Source organism: Spirochaeta isovalerica, assembly GCF_014207565.1.
Lineage (GTDB): Bacteria > Spirochaetota > Spirochaetia > DSM-2461 > DSM-2461 > Spirochaeta_F > Spirochaeta_F isovalerica.
Genome location: NZ_JACHGJ010000001.1, coordinates 647718 through 674489, shown reverse-complemented (window position 1 = coordinate 674489; position 26772 = coordinate 647718). Strand labels below are relative to the sequence as shown.

Below are 26772 nucleotides of genomic sequence, written 5' to 3'. Positions count from 1 at the left end.
TAAAGGGCCCATATTCGGTGAATCGTGACTATATTGATGAAGACAAGTGGATAATTAATCCCGGACATACAGTTGAAATCTGCCCTCTATGCTACACTGACCTCTATTCTGTCCTGGAAGAGGGGAGAGTCGGATGTCCCGAGTGTTATAATGCGTTCAGGCATGTGATCAGGCATATAAAAATGCAATGCAGGGTAACGAATGAGCCGGTCAGAAACTGATAACGACATCGTATTGTCCACCCGTTTCAGATTGGCCCGAAATCTTCATGGCTGGAAATTTATATCGACGATGTCTGAAGAGGAAATCGAAAGGCTTAACCGGGTTTTTTCAAAGGAAATACAATCCAATCCTGTCTACAGAGATTTTACTGTCTACAAAATTGATGACCTTGATGAACTTGACAGAATCGTCCTGAAAGAAAGAAAGTTTATAAGCGAGCGTTTTTACAGGAAAGGCTCCGGTCTCGTTGCCATAGACGAGCCGCGGCAGACATCGATCGTTACGGGAGATCTGGATCATATCCGCATATCCTCATTCACAGAAGGATTGGCGGTTGAGCCGGTTATGAAACGCACTTTCGCGATCGAAGAAGCTCTGGCCGAACGGTACAACTTCGCCATGGATGGAGAAAACGGTTATCTGACGGCAAATATTTCCGATAGCGGATCAGCAGCCAAGGCATCGGTTTTTCTTCATCTGCCCGTGCTCAGCGCATCGGATCTGATGGATCATCTTATAATCAACACAATTGAAACCAATCTGGAAGTTACCGGTTTTGACGGAGGGGGAACTCAGTCTCTTGGAGGGCTCTATATTATTTCAACACGCAATGGATCTTTCGTCGGGGGAAACGAAGCCGGTCAGCTGGAGAAAGCAGCCAGTCTCTTCGCCCGTTACGAGAGGGATGCGAGGGAAGATCTTCTCGACGGGCGCTATCCTATTCTCGAGGACAGGATATTCCGTTCCTACGGTCTGCTCCGCTATTGCAGGCAGATTTCTGAACAGGAAGCGCTTTCCGCCCTTTCTCTAGTACGGCTCGGAGCTGCGATCGATTGGTTTAAAGACCTGTCGCTGGATGATTTTCCCGAAATTTTCCGTTCGATCGGGAACGGATTTCTCCGATCATTTGCATATGAGAGCAATCCGGATGAAAATGATATTATGAGACTGCGGGCTGAAACAATCAGAAAAGGTCTGAATTTCAATCTGTAACAGGAGCTGGATATGTTTAAAGGACTAACACAAAGAGCACAGAGAATACTGACAATATCCGCTCAGGAAGAAGCGAAGAGGTTCCATTCCGATCAGCTTCTGCCCGAGCATATAATAATTGCCATCCTCAAGGAAAAGGATGGAATAGGTTATGTAGCACTTCAGAGACTGGGCGTCAATACGGTCGAAATGCTTAAAGAGCTGGAGAAAAATATACCCGTCAGAAAAAGAAGTTTCAATCTGGGGGATGTTCCGCCTTCCCACAGAGCGAAACTCATTCTGGAAAATTCCGCCAATGAAGCGCGGAACCTCAATCATGATTACATAGGGACGGAGCATTTCCTTCTGGCCGCTGTCGGAGAGCCCGGCAGCGTATCCCAGAAGTTCCTGTCTCTTTACAAAGTCAATCTGGAAGTTTTCCGCGGCATCATTTTCGATCTGAGCGGAGGAAAGCGTATTTCCGACAGCGGAAGTGAACGGGCGGCTATCAGAAAGCGGCTGGGCATAAATAAAGAGCAGGGGGTAACATCACTTCTCGATGAATTTTCCCGCGATCTGACAAAGGCTGTCACTCAGGATCTGCTTGATCCCGTAATAGGAAGAGAGAAGGAAATCGGCCGGGTTCTCAGGATTCTGGCCAGACGGACAAAAAACAATCCGGTGCTCATCGGGGAGCCGGGTGTCGGTAAAACCGCTGTTATAGAAGGTCTGGCAAGGCAGATCGTCGATGGGACGGCGCCCTCTTTCTTCAAAGGGAAAAGGCTCGTGGCCCTGGATCTGGCATCGCTTGTCGCCGGAACGAAGTATCGCGGAGAGTTTGAAGAACGGCTTAAAAAAGTACTGAAGGAAATAGAGAAAGCAGGAAATGTCATACTCTTTATCGATGAGCTCCATACCATAATCGGAGCCGGTGGTGCAGAAGGTGCCATTGACGCATCCAATATGCTTAAGCCGGCCTTGTCTCGCGGTGAGCTTCAGTGTATCGGCGCGACGACAATGAATGAATATAAAAAATACATAGAAAAAGATGCGGCTCTGGAAAGAAGATTTCAACATGTCGTAATTGAGGAGCCTTCCATTGAGGACACCCTCGATATTCTCAGAGGTATTAAAGAGCGATATGAAAAACACCATGAAGTCTCCTTTACCGATCAGGCTCTGGAAGCCGCGGCCAAACTGTCGAGCCGTTATATTTCCGACCGCTGTCTCCCCGACAAAGCCATTGATCTGATGGATGAGGCGGGTTCGAGCAAGAGGATCAAGAATTCCGTACAGCCTACGGAGCTGCAGAAGCTGGAGAAGCGGGTTACCGAACTAACGGAGATGAAAAACTCTTTTGTCAATAATCAGGATTACGAAAAAGCCGCTAACGTACGCGATGATGTCCGCTCTCTGAAAAAAGAGATTGAAGAACTCAAAATCGAATGGAAGAATTCTCTGGAAGACGAAGTGACGACAGTAGATGTTCAGGACATACAGGACATTATCTCGGAAGTAACGGGTATACCCCTTTCCAGAATCGTCCAGAATGAGTCTCAGAAGCTTTTGAAAATTGAGGAAGAGCTGCACAGGACAGTCATTGGTCAGGATCCGGCTATCAATGCCGTTGCTGCAGCCATAAGGCGTTCGAGAACAGGGCTCAGTTCACCCAAAAGGCCTCTGGGATCTTTTATTTTTCTCGGTCCCACAGGTGTGGGAAAGACGCTTCTGGCGAAAACCCTTGCCGAATTTCTTTTCGGAAATGAAAGCGCCCTCATTCGCATCGATATGTCGGATTATATGGAAAAACACAATGTTTCCCGTCTCGTAGGAGCTCCTCCCGGCTATGTCGGATATGAAGAGGGTGGTCTGCTTACGGAAAAAATACGGAGAAAGCCCTACAGTGTCGTTCTTCTCGATGAAATAGAAAAAGCTCATGCCGATGTGTTCAACCTCCTCCTGCAGGTACTTGAGGAAGGCGAGCTGCAGGATAGTTTCGGCCATAGGGTTTCTTTCCGCAATACGGTGGTCATTATGACTTCCAACGCCGGAGCCCGTGATATAATTAAAGGCGGAGGTCTCGGATTTCAGGCTGAACCGGGAGTTATGGCTTATCATGAGATAAGATCTTCAGCTATGAACGAGCTGAAACGGCTCTTTCGACCGGAGTTTCTCAACCGTATCGATGAAATTGTTGTTTTTCACAGTCTTGAAGGTGATAATATCAGTAAGATACTTGAGATCCTTGTTAAGGATCTGAGAGCCAGAATAGGTTCCCAGAATCTCACGTTGGACATTTCGAGAAAAGTTAAAGAGCATATTATTGATATCGGTTATGATATCTCCTATGGCGCCCGACAATTGAGAAGAACCATTCAACAGGAAATCGAAGACCCCTTATCTGTTGAAATACTCAAAGGGAAATATGCTGCCGGAGCCGTTATTTCCGCGGAGATGCGTAAAGGAAAAATCATATTCAGGGAAAAAAAGAAAAAAAATGAAGTTGCGATCAAAGAACAAAAATAAAAAAAAATATCTGCTCATCCTCTTTTTTTTAGGAGGAATTCTTCTGCCGGTGTTTTCTCAAACTCCTGCTGACGATCTCTTCTCCGAGGGACGCGACGCATTTTCATCAAAATTATACAGCCGGGCGGTAGATCTCTTTGACGATTTCATCAGCATCTATCCCGACGATCCCAGAGCAGACGGCGTAAACTATATGCTCTCCGTCTCATATTTTTATATGAAGAATTACATCGAGTCGATTAATGCTTTCCAGCTTTTTGAAAGCGAATATTCCGATTCCGCCTATAAAAGCCGTGTTTCCTACTGGCTCGGTTTATGTTATTACGCGTTAAAGGATTATGATAAAGCTGCTGAAAATTTTCTCGAACAGACGGATTACCGCAGCGAAAGCTTTTTTGTAAGCCGAAGCTATCTCTATCTCGGTGAATCCTATGAAAAAGCCGCCATGCCCGAAAAGGCCATGGAAGCCTACAGAAATGGAATTGTCGCAGGGGGAGAGGAAAAAATAATATCCCAGACGAGACTGAAACTCGGCATTCTCTATTTTAATAAAGGGGATTTCTCTTCTGCCAGAGAACAGTTTGCGGAAATACTTAACAATTCCATAGATACGAACCTCGTCTCTGATTCTCAGTTTTACATAGGTGAATCGCTGTATTACATGGGAGAATTGAAAGACGCCGCTTCCAAGCTCCAGTTTTATCTGTTTATGAACAGTAATAATAAATTCCGCGAAGCAGCAGTTTTCCGTCTTGGAGATATTTATCAGAATCTGGGCATGAGCGATGAAGCTGTTAAATATCTGGAACTGCTCCTGTCCGATTACCCCGACGGGAAATACTACCTCGACGGATTGAGAGTATTGGGGAGAACCTGGAAAGACGCGGGAGAAATGGAAAAAGCCTCTGAAGTTTATCAAGAGATTATTTCTCTCAGTGACGATGAATACGAAATTCAGAATTATTATTTCGAACTGGCTCTAATGAAAATTGATTCTGCTGAGAACCCGGCAGCGGAATCATATCTCAAGGAAGCTGTAAAAGGTCCGGATGAAGAAAAAGTGAAGATGAGCCTTTACTATCTCGGCCAGATCTTAATGGATGGGAAACGTAATGAGGAAGCCGTCTCATATCTGTACAGGCTTGTCGAACTCTATCCCGACAGCACTGCTGCCGATGATGCTTCTCTTACTATAACAGAATACCTGCAGGAAAAAGGTGATACCTTAAAACTTGCCATGTTTATCGGCAGCCAGATAAACAGGGATACGGCCTATCTCGATTATTTTCTTTATGTCAAAGGTGAACTTGATGAACAGGAGGGGAACCGGCTTGAAGCTCTGTCTGCTTATGAGAGAATCATAGATGAATTTCCCGATTCGGATTATTTAGCTTCGGCTCTGCATAGAAAAGGCCGGATTCTCATTTCTCAGAATAAGGGAGATGAGGCACTTACTGTTCTCGATACTGCACTGAGAGAAGCGGATACGGAAAATCAGAGAACCGATATTCTCGTGGATAAAGCTCTTCTTCTCTACGACATGGGACGATTGGAACAAGCTGATTATGCCTTTACCATTCTTCTTGAAAAAGATATCGATTTCCCGAGGAAAGACGAAATCCTGTTCAGACAGGGCGAATTGTCTCTGGAAGCGCGAAAGTACAACGACGCGGCTGACTTTTTCAGAAGGTCGGCTGAAGCTTCGGTTGGAGACAGGTCTATAGAAGCGTTATTCAAAATGGGACGCAGTTATTTCTATATGCTGAATTTCAAAACTTCGGAAAGGATTTTTTCCGATCTTGCAGAAAAACTCTCTTCAACTTCTGACAGCAAGAGAGAAGCAATGAAAATGACAGCTCTCTCAATTTTTCTCCAGCAGGACTGGTCAAGGACACTTCAGTTCTCCGATTTAATGGTGACTTCTCTTGGGGTTTATCCCAATGAGTTACGCCTTATCAAACTAGTCTCTCTTCTTGCCCTGAACAGAAGAGATGCTTTCCGTAAAGAGCTGGATGCCCTGGGCAAGCGAAATCCTGAAGATGTTCTTATAACCGCGGCCATGAATCAGATCGAGAAGGTCGATGTAACTTCAACGCTTTTAATCTTCAGAAGCCTTATAGGGGCTTATCCTGATGAAACAGCCGGATTTCTCACGACATTAGTCATGACAGACCTGATGTATATTGCGGCTGACTCTCAATGGATTGAAGATACATATCAAATTCTCTCTCCGCTAATTGAAGATAATGTTCTGTCCATCGGATTCAGACAATCATACGATATGAACAAAAATAAAAATTAGAATGTTTTATAGATTTATTTAATCGCCTTTTGTTTTCAAAGGCGATTTTTTATTGACACAGTAAAAAATAGTTGTTACATTATTAGTGTATTAAGTGAATAGTACACTAATAAGGAGTAAAAATGGTAAATATTGAAAACCTGAATTTCCGTTATGGGAAAAATGTTTTATTCAGTAATCTCCGCCTGAATGTGAAAGAGGGGAATATATATGGTCTGCTGGGAAAAAACGGAGCTGGAAAATCCACTCTGCTTAAAGTGATCTCGGGAATGCTTTACCCTGAAGAGGGAAGCTGCGCTGTAAAGAACATATCTTCTTTTAAAAGACTTCCTTCATTTCTCGAGGATCTGTATTATCTGCCTGAGGAGTTCTATCTACCTCCGTTAAAATCCTCCGAATACGAGATTATGTTCGGTGGTCTCTATCCGAACTTCGACGGAGAAAAATTCCATGAATACCTGAAAGAGTTCGAAATAGATCCCCATATGGATAAGCGGCTGTCGAAATTCTCTCTCGGTCAGAAAAAAAAGTATCTTCTGGCTTTCGGTCTGGCTTCCGGTACATCTCTTCTATTACTTGATGAACCCACAAACGGTCTCGATATCCCCTCTAAAAGACAGTTTCGCAGGCTGGTTTCCATGGCAATGAGCGATAACAGAACTATCATTATTTCGACACATCAGGTTAAAGATGTGGAAAATCTCATAGACCCTGTAATCATCCTCGATGATGGACAAATCCTATTTAACGAATCAATGGAGGTCATTAACAGGAATCTGAGGGTGACAGTAGAAAAAGAAGAGAATCCCGAAGCGCTTTACAGCGAGGAAGGATTGAACGGTTACACAATAGTGACGAGAAATGAGACGGGAGAAGAAGGGGAGATCGATCTGGAAATTCTTTTCAACACAATTGTGGCTTCCGGTTCAAAAATCAAAAATCTCATAAGCAGGGAGGTCTGAAATGAGTGAGTTTTTTTCATTGCAGAGAACGCTTAAGCTCATCAGGAAAGATATGCTTTCCGAATACAAAAACCTGATTATATGGCTCAGCTCGGCAGCCGGAGTCATGATTGTCATAAGCGCATTAAACATGCTTTTATTCAAGTTAAACGGAACGGATCTCAATGGGAGTCAATTCCATTTTATATTCTATATCCTACTTTTGTTTCCCGGAGGTTATATTCTCTCATCATCAATGTTCAAAGATGCCCATGATAAATCCAGAAATATATACTGGTTGACTCTTCCGGGTTCCACATTTGAGAAAATGCTTTCAAGGCTGCTTATTTCCTCTGTTTTCTATGCCATTCTTCTGACATTGTTATATCCGGTCCTGGCAGCCATATCAGAAAGTTTCAATCTTCTGCTTTTCGGTATCAGGCATAACTGGTTCAACCCTTTCAGCAAAGAAGTTCTTCAGCTGATTCCCTATTATCTGGTTTCCCAATCGATCTTTTTTGCCGGCGCTGCTACGTTCAGAAAACACCCCTTTGCAAAAACGCTGCTCAGTATCACTCTTTTCCAGATAGCTCTATCCATTATCGGGGCAGTATTGGCCAGAGTCATATTCGGTAGTCTTTTTCAGACAATGCAGAACATACAGTTCAATGATACGGATTTCCTGAGATTCACCGGATTTTCCATGTCTGAGCTTACAGGGTTCGGACGATTTGTAATCATAGCGGCAAAAGTCTTTTTCTGGGGTATCCTGGCTCCGTTCTTTTATGTCGTGGCCTATTTCAAACTTGCGGAAAAAGAGGTTCGAGATGGAATTTAATAAAAACCAGCCGATTTATCTTCAGATCGCAGAATATGTCAGTGAAAATATCCTGACAAGTAAATGGAAAGAAGGAGACAGAATCCTGTCAGTCCGGGAGTTATCAATGAAATTACAAGTAAACCCCAATACAGTCATGAGAACCTACAATCATCTTCAGAGCGAAGAAGTCCTGTACAACCAGAGAGGCATCGGTTATTTTATCTCCGAAGGATCTACAGATAAAATAAGGAAAATCAAAAAAGATCACTATGTAAAAGTTGATCTTCCCGATGTATTCAGAACCGGAAGGCTTCTGGGAATTACACCGGATGAACTGAGTGATCTTTACAATACTTATCTTAAGGAGGCCGGGAAATGAAAAAAAGCACTATTACGCTTCTGGGCGGCGCTCTTTTCATCCTGCTCATTTTACTATCAGCGATGATCTTCTTCCGATATCATGCGGAGCAGTTTGTCAAACGGAGCCGTGACAATAGCTCCGTTCTCCAGGCGGAGGGTATTACCGATACTCGCGCGTACGATATTTCTGATTTTGATAGTCTGTATTTCGAAAATATGTGGGATGTCGAAATATACGGTTCAGATAATTACTCAGTTGAAATAGAAGCAGACAAAGCATTACTGGATATTATTGAGGCTAGAAAGAACGGATCAACATTATCCCTGACATATGACGGCTATATCAGAGGTCTCCCGGATCAATCAGAAGTCGTCAAAGTCAAAATCGGAATGCCCGATATCCAAAAGATCGAGTTTACCGGCATGGGAAATATTGAACTGAAAAACTTCGACCTCAATTCTCTGGAAGTCAGAAATTCAGGAGCCAGTAATATTGAGGCGGAAGATGTACAGATCACAAATCTTAATCTGATCGTTAACGGTGCCGCAAATGCGGATTTTGAGCAAATCAAAGTGGAAAACTGTGTCCTTGATATCAGCGGAGCTGCAAAGATCGGATTGAATATGACAGGCGGAACCCTGACGGGACAAGTCAGCGGAGCAGCCAGCGTCAACTATAGAGGAAAGGTGTCTCAACAGACCGTTCAGGTTTCGGGAATCGGTTCTCTGGAACATAATTAAAAAAAACTGCCTCGAAAGGGGCGGTTTTTGCGTGAAACTCCCGTCATTAAAGGCTAGAATAGAGAAAATATGAGACGGCTATTATTAAGTTTAACTCTTGCCTTTATATTTTCTCTATCAATCTTCTCCCAGGACGGAGAATCTAATGATTTTATGTTTGCGACTATTGAAGATCAGATTCGCAGCTATAATCAACAGGCTGAAGCATTAACGCCTGACAAAGCCGGAGAAATGCTTAATCTTGCAAAAAAAGCCTTCAGTCTGGCTGAAGCTGAAAACTTCAATAAGTTGGGAGCGGAAGCACAGGCATTAATGGGCATTGCCTATTATTATCTTCTTGAAATTGATAAAAGTCTTGAATACCTGAACTATTGCTATGATACGGCTCTTAAATATCAGTTTGCCGATTTGATAAGTTACGCCTCCTACAATATGGGCATAGTCTATCGATATCTCGATGATAAGGAAAAAGCCCTGACACTGTTTCATGAAAGTCTTGCGAATCAAGATGATGCAAATACCATTCAAAAACTATCTACACTGAAAGCCTTGGCTGAAACTCACAGAGACCTGGGACAATATACTGAAGCAGCTGGATACACTGAATCGGCACTTCTTATAGCCAAAGAACTGGAGGAGCAGCTGATTATTCAGGAATTACAACTGCTTTCCGGGGATATTGCTTATAAAAACGGGAATCTTCGGGAATCTGTCAGCAGGCTTATCGCCATTATCAGGGAAACCTCTGAAACAGCAGCTATGACAGCTGTCAGGTCCTCGGCGATGAGTCTTCTCGGTAGAAATTATGCACGTCTCAATGACAATACTAGGGCTCTTTCATATGGACAGGACGCGCTTTTACTGGCTGTCAGCAGCGGAGATGAACCAAACAGGCTGGAAGCCTATTCTTCATTGGCTTTTATCTACAGGCAGATGAATCAGTTTGAAGAAGCTTATAATTATTTATCACTGTATTATAAGCAAAAGGAAATTTACGATTCAGGTAAAAACGAGAAGAATCTGAATAGCATTAAAGCTTATTACGAGACTTTGGAAAAAGAAAAGGAAATAGATGAACAGCGGGTCAGAATTGCATCACAGAACCGATTAATTATTTATGGCACTCTACTTCTGGTTGGACTTCTCGCACTTCTCTTCATCTTTTACCAGCTCTACCGCAGAAATCAAAGAGTTGTTGAAAAGCTGAGTCGGGATCTGAAAAAAGAAATGGTTCTTTCAAAAACCGATGCTGTTACGGGGCTCCCGAACCGCAAGGCAATCGAAGAGAAAATCAGAGAGGCATTTCTCCAGTGGAAAACAGACCGGAAAGATTTCTCTCTTCTCTTTATATCATTCAGTGAGTATAGAAATCTGGATAAGGATATAGAAGACGGAGCGGGAGAAAAATTTCAGAAATTCATCGGCGATCTTCTTAATACGGAGCTGAAAGGTCAGGATTTTATAGCCTTGTGGAAACCTTTTTTATTTTCCGTTCTTCTTCCCTCAACTGATCGAGAAAGTCTAATTCTTCTAGGAGAACGGCTGGAACACTCTCTGATTGAGCAGCGTTTTAAAATAAATGATAAAGAAATGTCCCTCTCTTATACGACCGCTTCAGCAGTGTACAGTGGAGAGGGAACAATGCACGAGTTCATTGACAGCTGCAAAAATGAGCTGAAAACCGATAAAACTAATACTTGAAAGAACTATTTCCAATAAATTCACGCAATATTGAATCCTCGGGAACCATATGACTGGGTATGGGTGTGAAGCTGGAGAGAAAATCAAGCAACCTCGCGGCATCACTGTATTCGGGATTGTCCGGTTTTACTGATTGAAGAAGAGGCTCGGCGTACACTTTTAAAACCGAGATTTCATAATCCAGGGCTGAATTGAAAGCCGAATCCGCCGACTCCTGGTAAGGGAAAATATTCTTTTCTTCTCCTCTTCTAACGGATGGCCATATCCTGAAGGTATTTAAGGCATCGTAGTTTCTGAAGTGGTGGTCCCGAACCATCCTGCGGATAATCCGGTTATCTGTTGTGGCGATTCTATTATGGTCATCGATGTTCAGCTGAGTCAGAGCAGAGAGATAAATCTTGTACTTCCTGCTTGCGGGTATATCCGGTGTCAGTCTTTCGTTCAGTCCGTGAATTCCTTCCATAAGAAGGATCGTTCTGTCTCCCATTTGCAGTTTTTTTCCTGTATCTCTTCTTCCTCCGATTTTAAAATCGAAAACCGGGATTTCGACAACTTTGTTATCAAAAAGATCTATGAGATTTTTATTCAGCAGCGGAACATCAAGGGCTTCAAGAGCTTCCAGATCAACCTTGCCGAATTCATCAATCGGAACTTCATGACGGGGCCTGTAATAATCGTCAAGCGAGACAATAATCGGATTGAAACCGACAACCTGAAGCTCTATGGCCAGTTTTTTCGTAAAAGTCGTTTTTCCCGAAGAAGATGGACCGGCGATGAGAACAACCTTTACATCTCCTTTCCTGTGCAGGATTTCATCAGCGATATGGGCGATTTTTTTATTATGAAGCGCTTCTGACACGCGAATGAAATGCTGGATCTCTTTTTTGTTGGTCGTCAGTTTGTTCATTTGCCCGACACAGTTTACATTGAGGATTTTCCCCCAGTTCTTGTACTCTTCATAGATGGAATAGAGAAGAGGCCTGTCTTCAAAAGGAACAACTTCCCTGGGACTTTTAGAACCGGGATAGCGAAGCAGAAACCCGTTCCTGTATTTCATAATCTCAAAATAGGGCAAGGCGGAAGTGTTATCCACAAGAGGATAGAAAGAAGGCGCCATAAATCCGTTGCAGATGTTCATGGAGACGGAAGAACAATTCATTCCCTGCAGAAGCAGCTGAGTCTCCGGCTGATTGAATTCTCCGAACATTTCTACGGCTTCAATATAGGGAACTTTGATAATGTCAATGGGATAAGCCGTTGCAACGAGTTCTGTCATTTTATTGCTGAGGCTTTGCAGGTCTTCTTCTTTTATGTCTCGGATATCGTCAAAGAAATAATAGATACTGCTTCCGATCGAATGACTTATCTTCAATCTTAAATCAGGAAAAACCTCTTTCGATGCCATTTCAAGCAGAAAAGAAAGACTCTTTCTGTATATTCTCAATCCATCGGTGCTATCCAGTTCTACAGGTTCGATAACGCAGTTATAATTGACTGTAGAAGCTAAAGAGTAAATCTTGTTGTTTACTCTCATGGCCATAAAAGGAAAACCCGTAGAATTCAATTTCTCCTTATCGGTAATCTCCCGCAATGACATTCCATTCTCACAGGAAATGGTTTTTCCGCCGGGAATCGTAACCTTAACTTTCTGCATGAAAATCTCCTTCCAGAACAATCTTATAAATCAAATTGTAATGTATAAGAAGACCCCTTGCTAATCCTTTTGTATTAAACCATCGGCTTTCAGCTTCATGATTTCTTCACGGCTCAGAATATTATGAATTTTAAGACCTTTCTCGTCCCGCGTTTCAATAACGGGCATATCGGCCAGCGGTTTTCTGTCCGGATCGATAAGCACTTTTACAAAAGGGAATTTAGGATTTCCCTTGTTGTTGTGAACCACTACGCCGATGGATCCGTTTTCCAGAACAACATGACTACCGAGAGGATAAAGTGAAATAGAATACAGCAGAGTTCTCAACGCCGTTTCATCATATTTCACTCCTTCTTTCAGCATTTCCATCAGCGTGTGATAACCATCCCGTGAAGCACTGTGGGGGCGGTCGGAAATCTGGGCATCATAGGCGCAAACGATACTTATTATCTTGGCATAATCAGAGATTTTAGGAGCTGTCAGCTGCTGCGGGTATCCGCTTCCGTCACATCTTTCATGATGCTGCAGAACACCCATGAGAATATCCTGCGAAAGAGAGAAATCTTTCAGAAGCCTGTAGCCGAGAATGGTATGAGTTGTAAGGGCTTTCTTTTCCGTGTCGCTCAGTTTTCTGGTGAAATTGTAGAGATTGTCCGGAAGTTTCAGCATCCCTATTTCATGGAGCAGTGCGGAGATTCCGAGTTCTATCAGTTTGAACTGAGGCATTTTTATACTCTCTCCGATAGTCAGTGCCAGCAATGCCGATTTGACAGAATGGGTAATCAGATAATCTTTGTTGTAGTTGTCGAGATCGGGCAGGCGGAGAATGTAATCGTGGTTCTCCTTGATCATAGTAATCATTTTTTTGATATATTCAGTGATATAGTTTAAATCAAGATGCTGGTCTCTCGAATAGCGCTGATATATTTTTTCAACAGCATCGAGTATTTCCACATAGAACTGGCGGGCTTTTTTAATTCCCTCTTTCTCTTTGGCATCATGGTCGAGGAAAGCTGAAGACAGATTGTGATCGCTTCCCGTCAGAGATTCCTTCCCGATGATAGGGCCATCGGTTTCCAGTTCCTTGAATTCCCATTTCATCAGGTTTCTTTTCAGAGATTCCGATACTGGAATTTCCGGTGTGAGAAGTATATAATTTTTATCGAGATAGACTGGTGATTCAAAAACCATGCCGTCAATTATGTTTTCCTGCGGTATTTTGTTCATTAAAACTCCATTGAAACAAAATTCTATTTCCCTAGTGTTAATTATATATATAGGAGCTCAATAAATGAAGTTTAAATCTATATTTTTTCTCTTTAATATAGTGGTTATTTTATCTTTTGCCCTGATTTTCCTCCTGCCGCTGATTTTATTGAGCGGAAGTTATTCGACGGTGTTCTGGAAGGATAACTGGTATCTTGCTCTGATCTTTCTCATTCTTATCGCGGGATTGGATGGGTACTTCATTATAAACTGGAACCTGTTCATTTATCTCGAGAAGGAAGACTGGCCAAATCTGACAAAATATCTTGAAGAAAAAATATATGAGAGAGGCCGTTTCAGAAGGCAGTATATCAGACTGATGATCAACACAGCTCTGGCTGTCTCAAACCTCGATAAAATTGAAAGGCTTTCACGGGAGATTTCTGAACGCAAACCTTCTCTGCTTCCCAAGTATGCGCTTCTTCTGGGTATCCCGCCTTTTCTGAGAGATGACAGCGCCGCATCACTTATGCATTATGGTGAATATAAGGATATAAAAAACACAGCAGATAGAGACTGGGTGAAATGGGCTTATGCCTTTTCTCTTATCAGGGATAACAACAGGGAGATGGCCGAAGCTGTACTCCTTGAAATTCTTGAAAGCAAAAATGATTTTGTTCTCAGGCTCCTGACTCTATTTTCACTGAACTCGATAGGCCATAAGTCAGAAACAGCTGACGAAGAATTAAGTAAGTATCAGGATAAATTCTCCGATGACCGCAAGTGGGCTTCCTATTGCGATTCATTGAGAGGGAAAAATATCTTTATCCTGCTCCTGACCGGTCTGCTTGATGAAGCGCGGTCATGGGCAAAAACACCAACAGCCGCTTAAGGTCGGAAGGCTTTGTTTTTCTTTCAGGATATGGTATTTATATTATCAGTCTATTTCCGGAGTAAATTCTATGTCTCAATTGTGTAATGTTCTAATTGTTGAAGCTGATTCAAAAAACGTTGAAACGACTGTTCCGCTTCTTAGAAAGATGAACAGCAAAGTCTCTTATGTTAAGCAGGGGCTCAATGTTGTAACTCATCTCCAGAAGAAAGGTTTTGATCTGGTTCTTTTAGCCGATAAACTTCCCGACGAAGACGGTTTCAGGGTTCTCAGAAGAATCCGGGAAAAAGCGGAACTGAAGAACATTCCCGTGCTGATGATGCTTTCCGAAGATGAATCGAAAAAAGCGGCGTTCGAAAGCGGAGCTTCGGATTATATTGTCAAACCCTATATGCCCTATGAATTAGTCGCCCGCGTAACACCATATATTTCTCTGGTTCTGGACAGACAGAAATTTACCGATGAATGCCAGAGAAAAGACAAAATTGCCAAGCAGCTCGACGAAGCGTTTACTGAAATGGAAATAATGAGCCGTCTCGATCCCCTCACCAGGGTTTACAACCGGAGAGCTTTTCTGGAGAAGATTACCGACGAGCAAATCCGATCCAGGCGAAGTCAGAAAAAATTCACCCTTCTGCTGGCTAATATCATCAAATGCCGCCACTACAACGAAAGGCACGGTTACGAATGCGGAGATTTTATTATAAAGAAAACAGCTGAACTCATTCACGGTTCACTGAGAGAGCGGGATCTGACCGCTCGTTGGAGCGGCGATAAGTTTATGATTCTTCTCCCGGAAACGGAATCTGATGGTCTTGAGATCATTCAGACCAAAATTAATAAAGTGTTTCAGGAGAGCTCTTTTGAGTTCAAAGGGATGAATCACCGGATAGATCTTTCTTTTTCTTCGAAAGTCTGCACCGGCAATGATGATCTGGATCTCGTATTGAAGGAAATTGAGTAAAACAGACCAATTTTGTCTCCCCGTATAGTCATAAATCGTCACAATAGTTATACTCATCAAATAAGAATTACCTATCCATGAGTTAAGGCAGTTCTTACTCGTAAATGTCGCGGCTTTGCCGTCTTTATACCAGTCTTCATACACGAAGGAAACATCGGCGTATGAAGGCCTTCGAATATTATTAAAATGAATGAAAAAGGAAGTTCAGATGAGTGTAAGAGTCAGATATGCGCCTTCTCCCACAGGGCTTCAGCACATCGGTGGAGTCAGAACAGCTGTATTCAATTACTTTTTCGCCAAATCTTCCGGCGGGAAGTTTATTCTCCGGATCGAAGATACAGATCGGGAAAGATATAATGATGAATCGCTTCAGGATCTCTACGAAACGTTGAACTGGCTGGGAATTACTTGGGACGAAGGTCCCGATAAAGACGGGGGCTATGGTCCCTATGTCCAGTCTGAACGGTTTGAAATATACAGAGAATATACGGAAAAGCTAATCGAATCCGGTCATGCCTATAAGTGTTTCTGTACTGAAGAGCGTCTTGAACAGCTTAGAGAGGAACAGAAAAAAACAAAATCGAAAGAGCAGGGGTACGATCGCCACTGCAGCAATCTCACTGCTGAAGAAGTAGACGCGAATCTCGCTGATGGTAAACCTTTTGTCGTTCGTTTCCGTATCCCTGTCGAAGGGAAAACGACTCTGACCGATGTTATAATGGGCGAAATAACAAGAAAAAACAAAGATGTTTCTCCCGATCCGATTATTCTCAAATCCGACGGTTTTCCCACTTACCATCTGGCTAATGTGATCGATGATCATATGATGGGAATAACTCATGTTCTGAGAGCCCAGGAATGGATTCCCACGGGACCTCTTCATGTTCTTCTCTATAAAGCTTTCGGATGGGAACCGCCTCTTTATTGCCATTTGCCTCTTGTCGTCGGCAAAGACGGTTCGAAGCTTTCCAAACGGCACGGATCAACATCTGTTCGGGAATTCCGTAAAGGCGGATATCTTCCGGAAGCCATAATCAATTACATTTCTCTTCTCGGGTGGTCTTTTGATGATTCGAGAGAATTTTTTACGAAAGAAGATCTGGAAAAGCTCTTTAATCTGGAGAAAATTAATAAGGCTCCGGCAGTTTTTGATTATAAAAAGCTTGATTGGTTTAACGGGCAGTATATCAGAATGAAAGATCATGAAGAGCTCAAAGAGCTTCTCATGTCGGTACTGATCGACGATGAAGTTGTCAGTAATCCTCCGACAGATAAAGAAAAGTCTGTTTTTGACGGCGCATTTCCTATCATAAGAGAAAGGTTGAAACTGACAACTGATGTATCCGGTCTGGTCCGGTTCCTCTACACCGATGAGCTTGAGTGGAACAGCGATGATGCCGTTCCCAAAAAAATGGATAAAGCCGGCGCTGTCAAAATGCTGGAATTGGCCAGAACCCTTCTTGAGGGTTTTGACAGTAGAAGCGATGAGGAAAACGAAGAACTCTTCAGCAAAACCGTTGAAGAACAGGGAATTAAACTCGGCGATCTCATGCAGCCTCTGCGTGTTGCTGTAACCGGGACGAAAATGTCTCCTCCCATGGTTCAGTCTCTTTCATTGCTCGGTGAGAAAAGAGCTCTGCAACGGATTGACGGTCTGCTGTCTCAGCTTAAATCAGAAATCTGAAAATTACAGAAACTGTTAAAAATTAGCTCCGTCTGTCCGGGACGGAGCTTCTCTATACAAGGTGGATAAAATGGCAAAAAACAAAAAAGAAAATGCAAACACAAAAGTAAACGAGTACGGTGCGTCTATGGAGAAGATCGTCTCTCTCTGTAAGCGGAGAGGTTTCGTATATCCATCAAGTGAAATCTACGGCGGTCTTTCGGCAACTTGGGATTACGGACCACTGGGCAGCGAGCTGAAAAATAATATTCAGAAGCTGTGGTGGAATGAGATGACGAGAAAACACGATAACATCGTCGGTCTTGATGCGGCCATAATGATGCACCCCAGAACCTGGGAAGCATCAGGTCACGTTGAAAATTTCTCTGATCCGCTTGTAGACTGCAAGCAGTGTAAAACCCGTTTCCGGGAAGACAAGCTTGAGCCGGAAGTTCTGAAAAGCCGGATCTGTCCGGAATGCGGCGGAGAGCTTACAGAAGCCAGACAGTTCAATCTCATGTTCAGCACGCAGATGGGACCTGTTGCCGATTCCGGCAGTATCATATATCTCAGACCGGAAACGGCTCAGGGTATTTTTGTGAACTTTAAAAATGTTGTCGATACGAGCCGAGTAACCATACCTTTCGGTATCGCGCAGGTCGGTAAAGCATTCAGAAATGAAATAACCACGAAAAACTTTATTTTCAGAACCTGTGAATTCGAACAGATGGAAATGCAGTTTTTCGTTAAACCCGGCGATGAAGACGAATGGTTCGAGTACTGGAAAAAGACCAGAATGGCTTATTACGACAAAATGGGAATCAACTCAGCCAAACTGCGCTTCCATCAGCACGGAGAAGGGGAGCTGGCGCATTACGCAAAAGATGCTTACGATATCGAATATGAGTATCCATTCGGATGGGAAGAACTTGAGGGTATTCATTCCAGAACGGATTTCGATTTGGGGCGCCATAGTGAATATTGCGGAAAAGAAATCAATTATCTTGATCCCCAGACTAATGAGCGCTATATCCCCTATGTAATTGAAACATCGGCCGGACTGACAAGGTCCGTTCTCATAGCACTTATGGATGCCTATCATGAAGAAAACCTGGGCACGGATTCCAAGGGAAATGAAGATGTCAGAACAGTTCTCCATTTTCATCCCAATGTCGCTCCGGTTACGGTTGCCGTGCTTCCCCTGGTCAAGAAAGACGGACTGGCTGAACTGGCAAAAGACATTCAGGATGAGTTAAGAGACGATTTTACCACTTTCTATGATAAATCCGGAGCGATTGGCCGGCGTTACAGAAGACAGGATGAAATCGGGACACCCTTTTGTATAACAGTTGATTACGAAAGTAAAGACAATAATGATGTTACGCTGCGTTTCAGAGATTCCATGGAACAGATCAGAGTTCCCAGGGCCGAACTGTCTGAAAGAATCAGGAAAGAGATTAAAAACTACAGGAGACCGGAATAGTGAATGCTCTAGACGTACTGAAAGAAAGGGGCTTTTTCAAACAGTGTACTGATGAAGAAATGCTCCTGAAGAAACTCGAAGCCGGACCGACCCGCATTTATGTGGGTGTGGATCCTACCGGTCCGTCCATGCATATTGGTCATATGGTTCCTCTCTTTGCCATGCATCATCTTCAGAAAGCCGGCCATCTTCCGATCATACTCGTCGGAGGAGGCACGGCGCGAATCGGTGATCCTTCGGGAAAATCCGATATGAGAAAAATGCAGACTGTAGAAGAGATTCAGAGCAACGCGGAAAAACTGAAAGAGCAGATCTCACGCTTTATCAGCTTTGAAGAAGGCGGTGCTAAACTCGTAGATAATGCCGAGTGGCTTGCACCTCTGAACTATATAGAATTTTTAAGAGATATCGGTCGGCATTTTTCCGTAAACCGCATGTTGACTTTTGAAGCCTACAAGCTGAGATTGGAAAAAGGACTATCGTTTATCGAGTTCAATTACCAACTCCTCCAATCCTATGACTTTCTCGAACTGTACAGAAGAGAAAACTGTATACTCCAGATCGGTGGAGATGATCAGTGGGGTAATATTGTTGCCGGTATGGAACTGATTCGCCGCGTTGAGGGCGGAGAAGCAATGGGACTGACATTTCCCCTGGTCACCCGATCGGATGGAAAGAAAATGGGTAAAACGGAAAAAGGAGCTGTGTTCCTGGATTCTTCCATGACAAGCGTCTACGATTTCTTCCAGTACTGGAGAAACGTTGATGATGCCGATGTTGAAAAATTCCTGCTGATGTACACATTCCTTCCTGTTGAAGAGTGTAAAAGACTCGGTGCTCTTGAAGGCCAGGAAATCAACAAAGCGAAAGAAGTTCTGGCTTATGAGCAGACTAAGATCATACATGGCAAAGAAGAAGCTGATAAGGCTTTGGCTGCGGCGCATGCGGCATTCACTTCCGGCGGGGCTGATGATAAGTCGGGAATGCCTTCTAAAGAAATGGCGGCATCAGATTTTTCTGCGGGAATAAACATTCTTGAACTGTTTTCCGAAACAGCGCTCTGCTCTTCGAAAAGCGAAGCCAGAAGACTGGTGATGCAAAACGGAGCTTCAGTCAACGGCGATAAAATTAATAATCCCGATGCTTTAATTGATTCTTCAATGATTGTTGATGGCGAACTAATTCTGAAAGCAGGTAAGAAACGATTCTTCCGTATAATTGTGAAATAAAATCAAAAAAAGGCGATCCTGATACAAGGATCGCCTTTTTTATCAATTATTATCGGGCTTATCCTTTTGATCTTCCTCTTTGATTTCCTTGATTTTTTTCTTAACCTCTTCGGTCATTTCGATTTCTTCTTCATCATGTTCACTGCATAAAGGATCGTCATAGTAAAAAATCCGTTCGAATGACATTCTCTTGCCGCAGACCCTGCAGCGAGAGTGGTAAGGGAGAATCAATTTCCTGCCGAAGAATAGTATCATAAGGGCAACTATGGCTGCAATAATCAGATAAATATCTGTCAGATCGTTCATCTTCAGAATAGTGGCATAAACCATAATTAAAAAAATCAGAATAGCCTGATAAAGTACGGCCATTCGTTTCTTTACGCCTTTGCTTCCATGACGTCTTTGAATGAGAGTCATAAATATCCATGCAAGAAAAGCCCAGTAAAAATATTTCGCGACAAAGTCTATAATTATTTGTGATTCCATAACTGAATTCTGTCCTCAATGATCACCATTGTCAATATAAGATGTATTTATAAAAAATGAATCCCCGGATTGTGGGGCATTACAAACCGGGGAAAATATCAGTTAACGGGTATTACTGATAAGGTAAGCCGGTAAACCGGCAACCCCCTGCCAGCTTCCATAGTGAAAGTCTGTTCCGGAAATACCGTAATTTCCGGACAAGAGGTTCAATAAACCCGATTCCTGCCATAACAAGCAGAGAAGGGTAATGTTTAGTATTGAAAGAAAAAAATCTGACCCCTCCAACAGATTCGTGACTAATAATAACATTATATTCCATTTCGGAATCCTTTCAAGGAAAAGTGTTAACTTTTTTTTCAAGAATAAATAATTTCTTTCCATAGAAGGGGTTAAATAATAATGATTCGCAATAAGTATTAAATAAAGCAACAAATTATTGTATACTTTAGTTATGAAAGAGGAAGATGACTATCGCTTTTTTCCGTATAACTTCAAGACAGGCAAGCTCATTGAAAGACCAAACCGTTTTGTGGTTATCATTGAGGTAGAGGGGAGGACGACCGGTGCATCTCTTCCCAATCCCGGAAAGCTGGGAGAGCTTTTTATTCCGGGAGCAACGCTTTATGTTCAGAAAATGGGTGATCACGTTAAATACCCTTATCGTGTAATGGCAGTAGTATCAGATTCAGATGAAGTCATAATGCTCGATACCCATGTTAATAATAAAGTCGCAGAATATCTTGTCAAAACTCAATCAATTCCGTCTCTTAATGGTTATTACTTAAAGAAGAGGGAAGTCTCGGTCGGTCATAGCCGTTTTGATCTTTTGCTGGAGAACAAAAGGGGAGAGGAACTATATTGTGAGGTGAAATCATCGACATTGTTTGCCGGACACTTAGCCATGTTTCCCGATGCCGTGACAAGCCGGGGTAAACGCCATGTTGAAGAACTGGCTGAAATGAGTCGGAAGGGAATCCGCACAGCTGTTCTATTTATCATACAGTCTGACCGGATTAATGCTTTTTGTCCCGATTATCATACTGATCCTGAATTTTCAAGAACTTTATACGAGTCTAGAGATCTGGTAAAAATAATTCCCTGTACGGCCGGATGGGATAAAGAGCTGAATATAATTAAGGATCATAAGGAAGTACCCCTATTGTGGAATCTCTATGAGAATGAAGGTCAATTTGATCGGGGAATATATATAATGCAATTTTATAAAGATCAGAAATATTATCTCTATCTTTCCTCAGAAAAAGAAATGTTGAACAAAAGGATTGAGAAGCACAAGCGAAAAAGGAAAAAACCGGAATCGACACTTGAAATATTAAGGAATTCATCGCGGCTTGAAATGACGTGGGCATTAAGAGTTCCCGTTGAGGAGTGTCATGAGTTCATGAAATGTATTTCTTCAAACAAAATAAAAATTGCCGATAAAAGTAATGAATACTATTTGTTGGAAAGTAAAGAAAATCCAAGATTATCTAGGTTTTTTCAGAAAGTCTTACTGGATTTCCGAATGGTCAGACCTGTTTTAAGGCTCTGATTACTTTTTTCGACAATTCGGGCGAATCGTCGCCCCGTATGTCGAAAACAATAGAAAATATTTGAATTTAAAGTATTATTTCCGCCCTGTTATCAGTGGCACGAATATTGCTTTAAATAATTGAGATTTGAAAAAATCTGATCATTCAAGGGTTTGGTATCTCATGTATAAAGTAAAGATCAAAAAGTTAATTTGTCTCTGGTTGATAGCTGTTTCCGGCTTAACTTATGCTCAGAGTGACGATAAAACCTTAGCGACTGAAGAATCAGTTAAGGATTCAGTCGAATACCACAAGGTAAACGGTCTGGAAAACTGGACATACGATTACGACATTTCCGGTTTTAAAGATGGAACGTACAATTTAATAATCCGTAGCCGGGACCGAGCCGGTAATATCTCTATAGATGGACCAATCAATATTTTTATAGATTCCGAATCAGATCTGCCTGTAGCGACAATATCCAGTCCTTCCAGATCTATGCGTGTCGGTGGAAATTTCAATATAGTCGGAACCGCAAAAGACGATGATGCTGTTGCATTCGTAGAGTACAGGATAAACGATGGAACCTGGATGAAAGCGGACGGGACCATATTCTGGGCCGCTTTCGTCAATACAGATAAGTGGAATGACGGAAAATACACTCTTTATGCCAGGGCATCAGATGTTAACGGTCTTACGGGGCCGGAGTATGCTGTTGAAATAAATCTGGATAAAACGAAACCGGTCATAACAGTTGATTCTCATGAAAATGGAGAAATCCTGTCGGGCAAAAAGAAAATCAGCGGTAGTGTTGTTGATACTAATGGAGTCTTGTCTCTTGAGTTCAGTCTGGATGGAGAAACCTGGGAAAATCTGAAATTATCAGGAAAAGAAGAACATGCGGAAAGAGCGTTTTCCCTTGATCTGGATACAAGAGAAAATGCCGGGGGAACCTCATATGTAAGATTCCGTGCTTTAGATAATACAGGATCTGAAGGTTCAACGGTTTTTGTCTATTATTCCGATAACGAAAAACCTGTTATCACTCTCATTTCACCAACAGAAGAAGATATATTAAATGGAAGAATTACCGTTACAGGTACTGTAACTGATGAAGTGGGAATAAAGTCGTTTATCTGTGTGCAGGATGGTGGAGAAGAAGAAGAAATCATTCTTATTCCGGGAAATCCCTACTGGAATAAGACATTTGATTATTCAGGCTTGAAAGGCGGGACAATCTCTTTCCTCGCTACTGATCTATCGGATAATACGGAAGAGATCAAATATAAATTCAAGACCGCTCTGGAAGAAGACTTGCCGGTCGTTTCGCTGATCGATTTTACAGATGGAGATTATCTCAATTACGATGAACCGGTATTGAAAGGAATTGTAAATGATGACGATGGACCAGCTTCCGTTTCATTTTCTATTGATGGCGGAGAGGTTATCAATCAGGATACTTATGGTCCTTTTGTCCTGGATTTTTATAATCTGGAACCGGGTAAACATATTCTTGAAATTTCCGGAACAGATATATATGGAATTAATGGGGTTAGCTCAAAGTATGTCTTCTATAAAGCAACCAGTGAACCCGTTCTCATCCTTACCGAATATACCCGTGATAAAGAAATTCTTCCCTGGTTTAACGGAGCTGTTTTTCAGCAGGGAAAAACTGCAAAGATATCGGGGCGAGTCGAAGGAGGAGAGAATGATATCACACTCTTTTATTCTTTTGACGGTCAGGAAGAATTGACTTCGAAAGTAACCAAAGGCCTATTTTCAATTGCTTTACCGGGAAAACCTGAACCCGGTGCCTATGATTTATCTATGAGAGTTGAGGATTCTCTGGAACGGAAAAGTGAAATAAATTGTCGCATTTATATTGCCCCTGCTCCTGGAAAAGATGAAAGCTTTAATCCGCTTCAATTAAATGACCAGGGACTGATCATCTCGGATATCAGATTGCGGAGTCAGGATCCTGTTAATATATCTCAAATAATGCCCCTGACGGGATTCATTGCCGGAGATTCAGTCCGTTCCGTAGAACTTGATCCTCCTCAGAATTCTATAAAAGCTGAGGTTCTTGAAAGCGGATTTTCTCTCGTTCCTCTTTCAGAAACAGCACCTGTGCGTTTCAAAATTAAAGTGTTCGGCACTTCGGGAAAAGAGTATGTCTCTGAAGAAATATATGCGGCATCAGATTTCTCTCCGCCGGTTCTTACACTGAATCCCATTCGGGTTCCAGTGAAAATCAAGAAAAACAGAACAGTGGAAACACTTCAGAAAAACAGTGAAGGAGAAGAAGTTCTTGTCGAATCAGTTGAGAAGATTACAGAAATTGATGAAATATCAAGTAATTTCATACAAAATTTGATGATTCTCAAAGGGGAATTCGACGATATGTCTCCTCTCCGAAAAGTTTCGCTTGAATACTCCGGCACTACCGGTACATCTGGTAATCCATTGAGCATTGATTTCAACCGGGAAGGCGAACAATATCTGATCGATCAGGAGTTTGATCTTTCATCCATCAATGAAGGTTCGCATTTTTTTACTTTGGTACTGGAAGACGATATGGGCAATATTTCGCGTACAACCATGCCTTTTATTATCGATCGGACAATCCCGGAAGTTCGTATTTTATCCCCCGGGCCGGAAGAACCTGTTGAGGGAATAATCACGGTCAGCGGTGTAATTGAAGGTTTTCACGGTCAGGGGAAATTGTATTTTTCAGAGGATGGTGCAACTTTTAATCCCGTAGAGTTAACTTCCCACAATACCTTCTCTCATAACATAGATTTATCGGTGGAAAATTCCGATTCTTCTCTCTTTGTTTTTAAAGCAGTCGATGGCGGAAGAAATGAAGTCGAATACAAACCCGTTTTCAATGTGGACCTCGATGCTGATAAACCATCTGCCGTAATTGAAGTCCCGTCAACCGGCTCGACATTGAGAAACGATTTTTCCATTACCGGTCTCGTTTTTGATGATGATGCAGTGGATTCTATTTATTACTCTGTAGACGGCGGGGAATTCAGATCTATCGAAGGGAATTTTTATTACAACATTCCCTTTTCTCTTGATGATCTTGATGACGGAGAACATAAAATCAGTATATATGCTGAAGATATCGGTGGCTTCCCCAGTGATATTGTTGAGTCGAAATTCCTCATTTCCAAATCTGAACCTGTAAGCACTGTTATCAATCCATCTATTGATGACTATATAAAGTCAACAATTGTCGTGGAAGGGCAGAGTTTTGATGAGAACGGAATCAGAAATGTTTTTATTTCATATGATAACGGTATCACCTTTAATGAAGCAACAATTCTTCAGAATAATAATCCGGAAGGCATTTCTGCAGAGGATCCCGAACCGGTAGTTAATATCGATGGCGAAGATACTCCGAAAAATGAAACTATCGAAAAGGAAACAGTAAAAACAGTATTCTGGGAATATTCATTTGATACTCGATTACCGGGAGATGGTACTCATTCCATTCTAATTAAAGCTATCGATGGCGCAGGAACAGTCGGTATCAGTTCAACGATTATCAATATTGACAATACTGTCCCTGAGATTAAGCTTGATACGCCGGGAGAGAGCAGCTCTTTCGCCGGTCAACTGATTCTGGATGGTAAAGTTTATGATGGTACAGGTCTCAAGAGCGTAATTGCTGAACTCAATGCACTGGATGATCCGGAATTTGAAACTTTCACAAATGAAATCGTCACGGAAGGCGTATTCAGAGAAGTTTATGATATATCCGGCTATAAACCTGGATTGTATAACCTGAATATAACAGTAGTCGACTTCGCGGATAACAGCATCAGTGAAACGAGAAATCTGAAAATCATTCCCGATTCAGAAAGCCGTTCAGTTGATATCTTTTTTCCCGAAGAAGGCAAGTCTTTTGCCGGCCCCTTCGCTATTGACGGAATTGTCAAAGGTTCAGAATCAAAACGGATCGTTCTTAAAATTGATGGTGAGATTTTTGAGACTTTGGAAGCCGATGAAAACGGCTTATTCTCTTTTCCCATTGATGTTAACTCTCTTTCCGATGGAAAACATGTTGCTCAGGTGGAAATCGGAACAGGCGAATCATCAATCATCTCGCGGGAACGGACTTTTGAATATATGACAGATGGACCATGGGTCCAGGTCGGAAATATTATAAGCGGCCAATTTGTATCAGGCCGGCCAATGGTTACAGGAAATGCGGGTTACAGCGGTCTCAATGGGGAAGATTCCGATAAAACAAAGACTGTTGATTATGTCGAAGTGAGTCTGGATAATGGTCAAACTTTCTCCAGAGCAAAAGGAAGAGAAAACTGGGAGTTCCGACTGGAAACATATGATCTTCCGGAAGGCATCAATCAGTTGATTATCAGTGCTCATTTCAGAGATGGAACTGTCGCTGTATCCAAGCTATTTGTCAACATTGACGAGACGGCACCGGATGTCGATCTTTTCTATCCCGAAGAAAACAGAACATTCAATGAGAATATATCGCTTGTTGGTACGGCAAGCGATGCCAATGGTCTTGATACAGTTGAAGTTCTGATTCGGGAAGGAAGGAAAGAAAAGTACGAAGTTCCTTCTTTCATACAGGGGCTGTATATCGATTTCCATGCGCTGGGTTCAACTTATGGAGAAATCGGAGTCGGATTAAGCTTTTTTGACGATGTGGTAAAGCTTCAGGTTCAGGCAGGACTTGCTCCTCCCGGTCGTTTTACAGGAATCGTTATCGGAGCAAAACTTCTCGCTACGATTCTGGATATACCTTTCAGCTATTTCTTTGGGTATGACTGGGATTTCTTTTCCATGTCTCTGGCTGTGGGAGCCAATTTCAATTACTTTACTATGTCTGAAGACGGATATTCATTTACTGAGAACGGAGTCGTTCTGGGTTCTGTTCTCGTTCAATACGAATTTGCCAAGTTTGAGATAGAGAACTGGTCGTTGTTCAACTCTTATTCTCTATACGCGGAGGCAGCGCTCTGGTTTATTTCTTCAGATATTGAGGCTGGTGTAACACCGACAATCAGTTTCGGAGCTAGAATCGGAATCTTTTAGCACTT

18 protein-coding genes are annotated in these 26772 nt (G+C 42.4%); 15 read left to right on the top strand and 3 right to left on the bottom strand.

Annotated elements, in window-relative coordinates; translation table 11 throughout:
• Positions 1–201: 201 nt before the first annotated feature.
• The 8 genes from HNR50_RS02825 (at position 202) to HNR50_RS02790 (ending at position 10585) form a co-directional block, all read left to right on the top strand.
• Positions 202–1215: a hypothetical protein gene (locus HNR50_RS02825; protein ID WP_184743411.1), complete on the top strand. Its 1014-nt coding sequence runs from the start codon at positions 202–204 to the stop codon at positions 1213–1215.
• A gap of 12 nt (positions 1216–1227) precedes the next feature.
• Positions 1228–3720, top strand: a complete 2493-nt coding sequence (locus HNR50_RS02820; protein WP_184743408.1) for an ATP-dependent Clp protease ATP-binding subunit — start codon at positions 1228–1230, stop codon at positions 3718–3720.
• A gap of 49 nt (positions 3721–3769) precedes the next feature.
• A complete protein-coding gene (locus tag HNR50_RS02815; RefSeq protein WP_184743405.1) occupies positions 3770–6022 on the top strand; it encodes a tetratricopeptide repeat protein in 2253 nt (750 codons plus the stop codon).
• A 122-nt stretch (positions 6023–6144) separates the two neighbouring features.
• Complete coding sequence (locus HNR50_RS02810) at positions 6145–6984, top strand: ABC transporter ATP-binding protein (RefSeq protein ID WP_184743402.1); 840 nt, start codon at positions 6145–6147, stop codon at positions 6982–6984.
• A gap of 1 nt (position 6985) precedes the next feature.
• Entirely contained in the window at positions 6986–7801 is an 816-nt protein-coding gene (locus tag HNR50_RS02805; protein WP_184743399.1) for a hypothetical protein, read from the top strand.
• Positions 7791–8162, top strand: a complete 372-nt coding sequence (locus HNR50_RS02800; protein ID WP_184743396.1) for a GntR family transcriptional regulator — start codon at positions 7791–7793, stop codon at positions 8160–8162. The genes HNR50_RS02805 and HNR50_RS02800 overlap by 11 nt, the downstream gene beginning before the upstream one ends.
• Entirely contained in the window at positions 8159–8884 is a 726-nt protein-coding gene (locus HNR50_RS02795) for a GIN domain-containing protein (protein ID WP_184743393.1), read from the top strand. The genes HNR50_RS02800 and HNR50_RS02795 overlap by 4 nt, the downstream gene beginning before the upstream one ends.
• Positions 8885–9037: 153 nt before the next feature.
• Positions 9038–10585: a tetratricopeptide repeat-containing diguanylate cyclase gene (locus HNR50_RS02790; RefSeq protein WP_184743390.1), complete on the top strand. Its 1548-nt coding sequence runs from the start codon at positions 9038–9040 to the stop codon at positions 10583–10585.
• On the opposite strand, the gene HNR50_RS02785 is transcribed toward HNR50_RS02790, so the two are convergent.
• Together HNR50_RS02785 and HNR50_RS02780 are read right to left on the bottom strand one after the other, a co-directional pair.
• Positions 10575–12239, bottom strand: coding sequence for a nucleoside kinase (locus HNR50_RS02785; RefSeq protein ID WP_184743387.1), 1665 nt, complete (start codon positions 12237–12239; stop codon positions 10575–10577). The two genes, HNR50_RS02790 and HNR50_RS02785, sit on opposite strands and share 11 nt — an antisense overlap.
• Before the next feature lie 60 nt (positions 12240–12299).
• A complete protein-coding gene (locus tag HNR50_RS02780; protein ID WP_184743384.1) occupies positions 12300–13466 on the bottom strand; it encodes an HD-GYP domain-containing protein in 1167 nt (388 codons plus the stop codon).
• A 64-nt stretch (positions 13467–13530) separates the two neighbouring features.
• On the opposite strand from HNR50_RS02780, the gene HNR50_RS02775 reads away from it, so the two are divergent.
• The 5 genes from HNR50_RS02775 (at position 13531) to tyrS (ending at position 19676) form a co-directional block, all read left to right on the top strand.
• Positions 13531–14337, top strand: a complete 807-nt coding sequence (locus HNR50_RS02775; protein WP_184743381.1) for a hypothetical protein — start codon at positions 13531–13533, stop codon at positions 14335–14337.
• Between the two features lie 70 nt (positions 14338–14407).
• The gene (locus HNR50_RS02770; RefSeq protein WP_184743378.1) at positions 14408–15301 is read left to right on the top strand and encodes a GGDEF domain-containing response regulator; all 894 of its coding nucleotides are present in this window, start codon (positions 14408–14410) and stop codon (positions 15299–15301) included.
• Positions 15302–15509: 208 nt separating this feature from the next.
• Positions 15510–16985, top strand: a complete 1476-nt coding sequence (gene gltX / locus HNR50_RS02765; protein WP_184744451.1) for a glutamate--tRNA ligase — start codon at positions 15510–15512, stop codon at positions 16983–16985.
• Positions 16986–17055: 70 nt separating this feature from the next.
• Positions 17056–18447: a glycine--tRNA ligase gene (locus HNR50_RS02760; RefSeq protein ID WP_184743375.1), complete on the top strand. Its 1392-nt coding sequence runs from the start codon at positions 17056–17058 to the stop codon at positions 18445–18447.
• Positions 18444–19676 carry a tyrosine--tRNA ligase gene (tyrS, locus tag HNR50_RS02755; RefSeq protein WP_184744449.1) on the top strand — a complete coding sequence of 411 codons (1233 nt, stop codon included), beginning with the start codon at positions 18444–18446 and terminating at the stop codon, positions 19674–19676. The genes HNR50_RS02760 and tyrS overlap by 4 nt, the downstream gene beginning before the upstream one ends.
• Before the next feature lie 42 nt (positions 19677–19718).
• Here tyrS and HNR50_RS02750 read toward each other — a convergent pair whose 3' ends face one another.
• Positions 19719–20162: a hypothetical protein gene (locus HNR50_RS02750; protein WP_184743372.1), complete on the bottom strand. Its 444-nt coding sequence runs from the start codon at positions 20160–20162 to the stop codon at positions 19719–19721.
• Between the two features lie 451 nt (positions 20163–20613).
• On the opposite strand from HNR50_RS02750, the gene sfsA reads away from it, so the two are divergent.
• Complete coding sequence (sfsA, locus tag HNR50_RS02745; RefSeq protein WP_184743368.1) at positions 20614–21711, top strand: DNA/RNA nuclease SfsA; 1098 nt, start codon at positions 20614–20616, stop codon at positions 21709–21711.
• Between the two features lie 163 nt (positions 21712–21874).
• The gene (locus tag HNR50_RS02740; protein WP_184743365.1) at positions 21875–26767 is read left to right on the top strand and encodes an Ig-like domain-containing protein; all 4893 of its coding nucleotides are present in this window, start codon (positions 21875–21877) and stop codon (positions 26765–26767) included.
• Positions 26768–26772 lie beyond the last annotated feature (5 nt).

Coding starts and splice junctions, on each gene's coding strand:
- HNR50_RS02825 (WP_184743411.1), top strand. CDS start 202: ATGAGCCGGTCAGAAACTGATAACGACATCGTATTGTCCACCCGTTTC.
- HNR50_RS02820 (WP_184743408.1), top strand. CDS start 1,228: ATGTTTAAAGGACTAACACAAAGAGCACAGAGAATACTGACAATATCC.
- HNR50_RS02810 (WP_184743402.1), top strand. CDS start 6,145: ATGGTAAATATTGAAAACCTGAATTTCCGTTATGGGAAAAATGTTTTA.
- HNR50_RS02805 (WP_184743399.1), top strand. CDS start 6,986: ATGAGTGAGTTTTTTTCATTGCAGAGAACGCTTAAGCTCATCAGGAAA.
- HNR50_RS02800 (WP_184743396.1), top strand. CDS start 7,791: ATGGAATTTAATAAAAACCAGCCGATTTATCTTCAGATCGCAGAATAT.
- HNR50_RS02795 (WP_184743393.1), top strand. CDS start 8,159: ATGAAAAAAAGCACTATTACGCTTCTGGGCGGCGCTCTTTTCATCCTG.
- HNR50_RS02790 (WP_184743390.1), top strand. CDS start 9,038: ATGTTTGCGACTATTGAAGATCAGATTCGCAGCTATAATCAACAGGCT.
- HNR50_RS02785 (WP_184743387.1), bottom strand. CDS start 12,239: ATGCAGAAAGTTAAGGTTACGATTCCCGGCGGAAAAACCATTTCCTGT.
- HNR50_RS02780 (WP_184743384.1), bottom strand. CDS start 13,466: ATGAACAAAATACCGCAGGAAAACATAATTGACGGCATGGTTTTTGAA.
- HNR50_RS02775 (WP_184743381.1), top strand. CDS start 13,531: ATGAAGTTTAAATCTATATTTTTTCTCTTTAATATAGTGGTTATTTTA.
- HNR50_RS02770 (WP_184743378.1), top strand. CDS start 14,408: ATGTCTCAATTGTGTAATGTTCTAATTGTTGAAGCTGATTCAAAAAAC.
- gltX (WP_184744451.1), top strand. CDS start 15,510: ATGAGTGTAAGAGTCAGATATGCGCCTTCTCCCACAGGGCTTCAGCAC.
- HNR50_RS02760 (WP_184743375.1), top strand. CDS start 17,056: ATGGCAAAAAACAAAAAAGAAAATGCAAACACAAAAGTAAACGAGTAC.
- HNR50_RS02750 (WP_184743372.1), bottom strand. CDS start 20,162: ATGGAATCACAAATAATTATAGACTTTGTCGCGAAATATTTTTACTGG.
- sfsA (WP_184743368.1), top strand. CDS start 20,614: ATGAAAGAGGAAGATGACTATCGCTTTTTTCCGTATAACTTCAAGACA.
- HNR50_RS02740 (WP_184743365.1), top strand. CDS start 21,875: ATGTATAAAGTAAAGATCAAAAAGTTAATTTGTCTCTGGTTGATAGCT.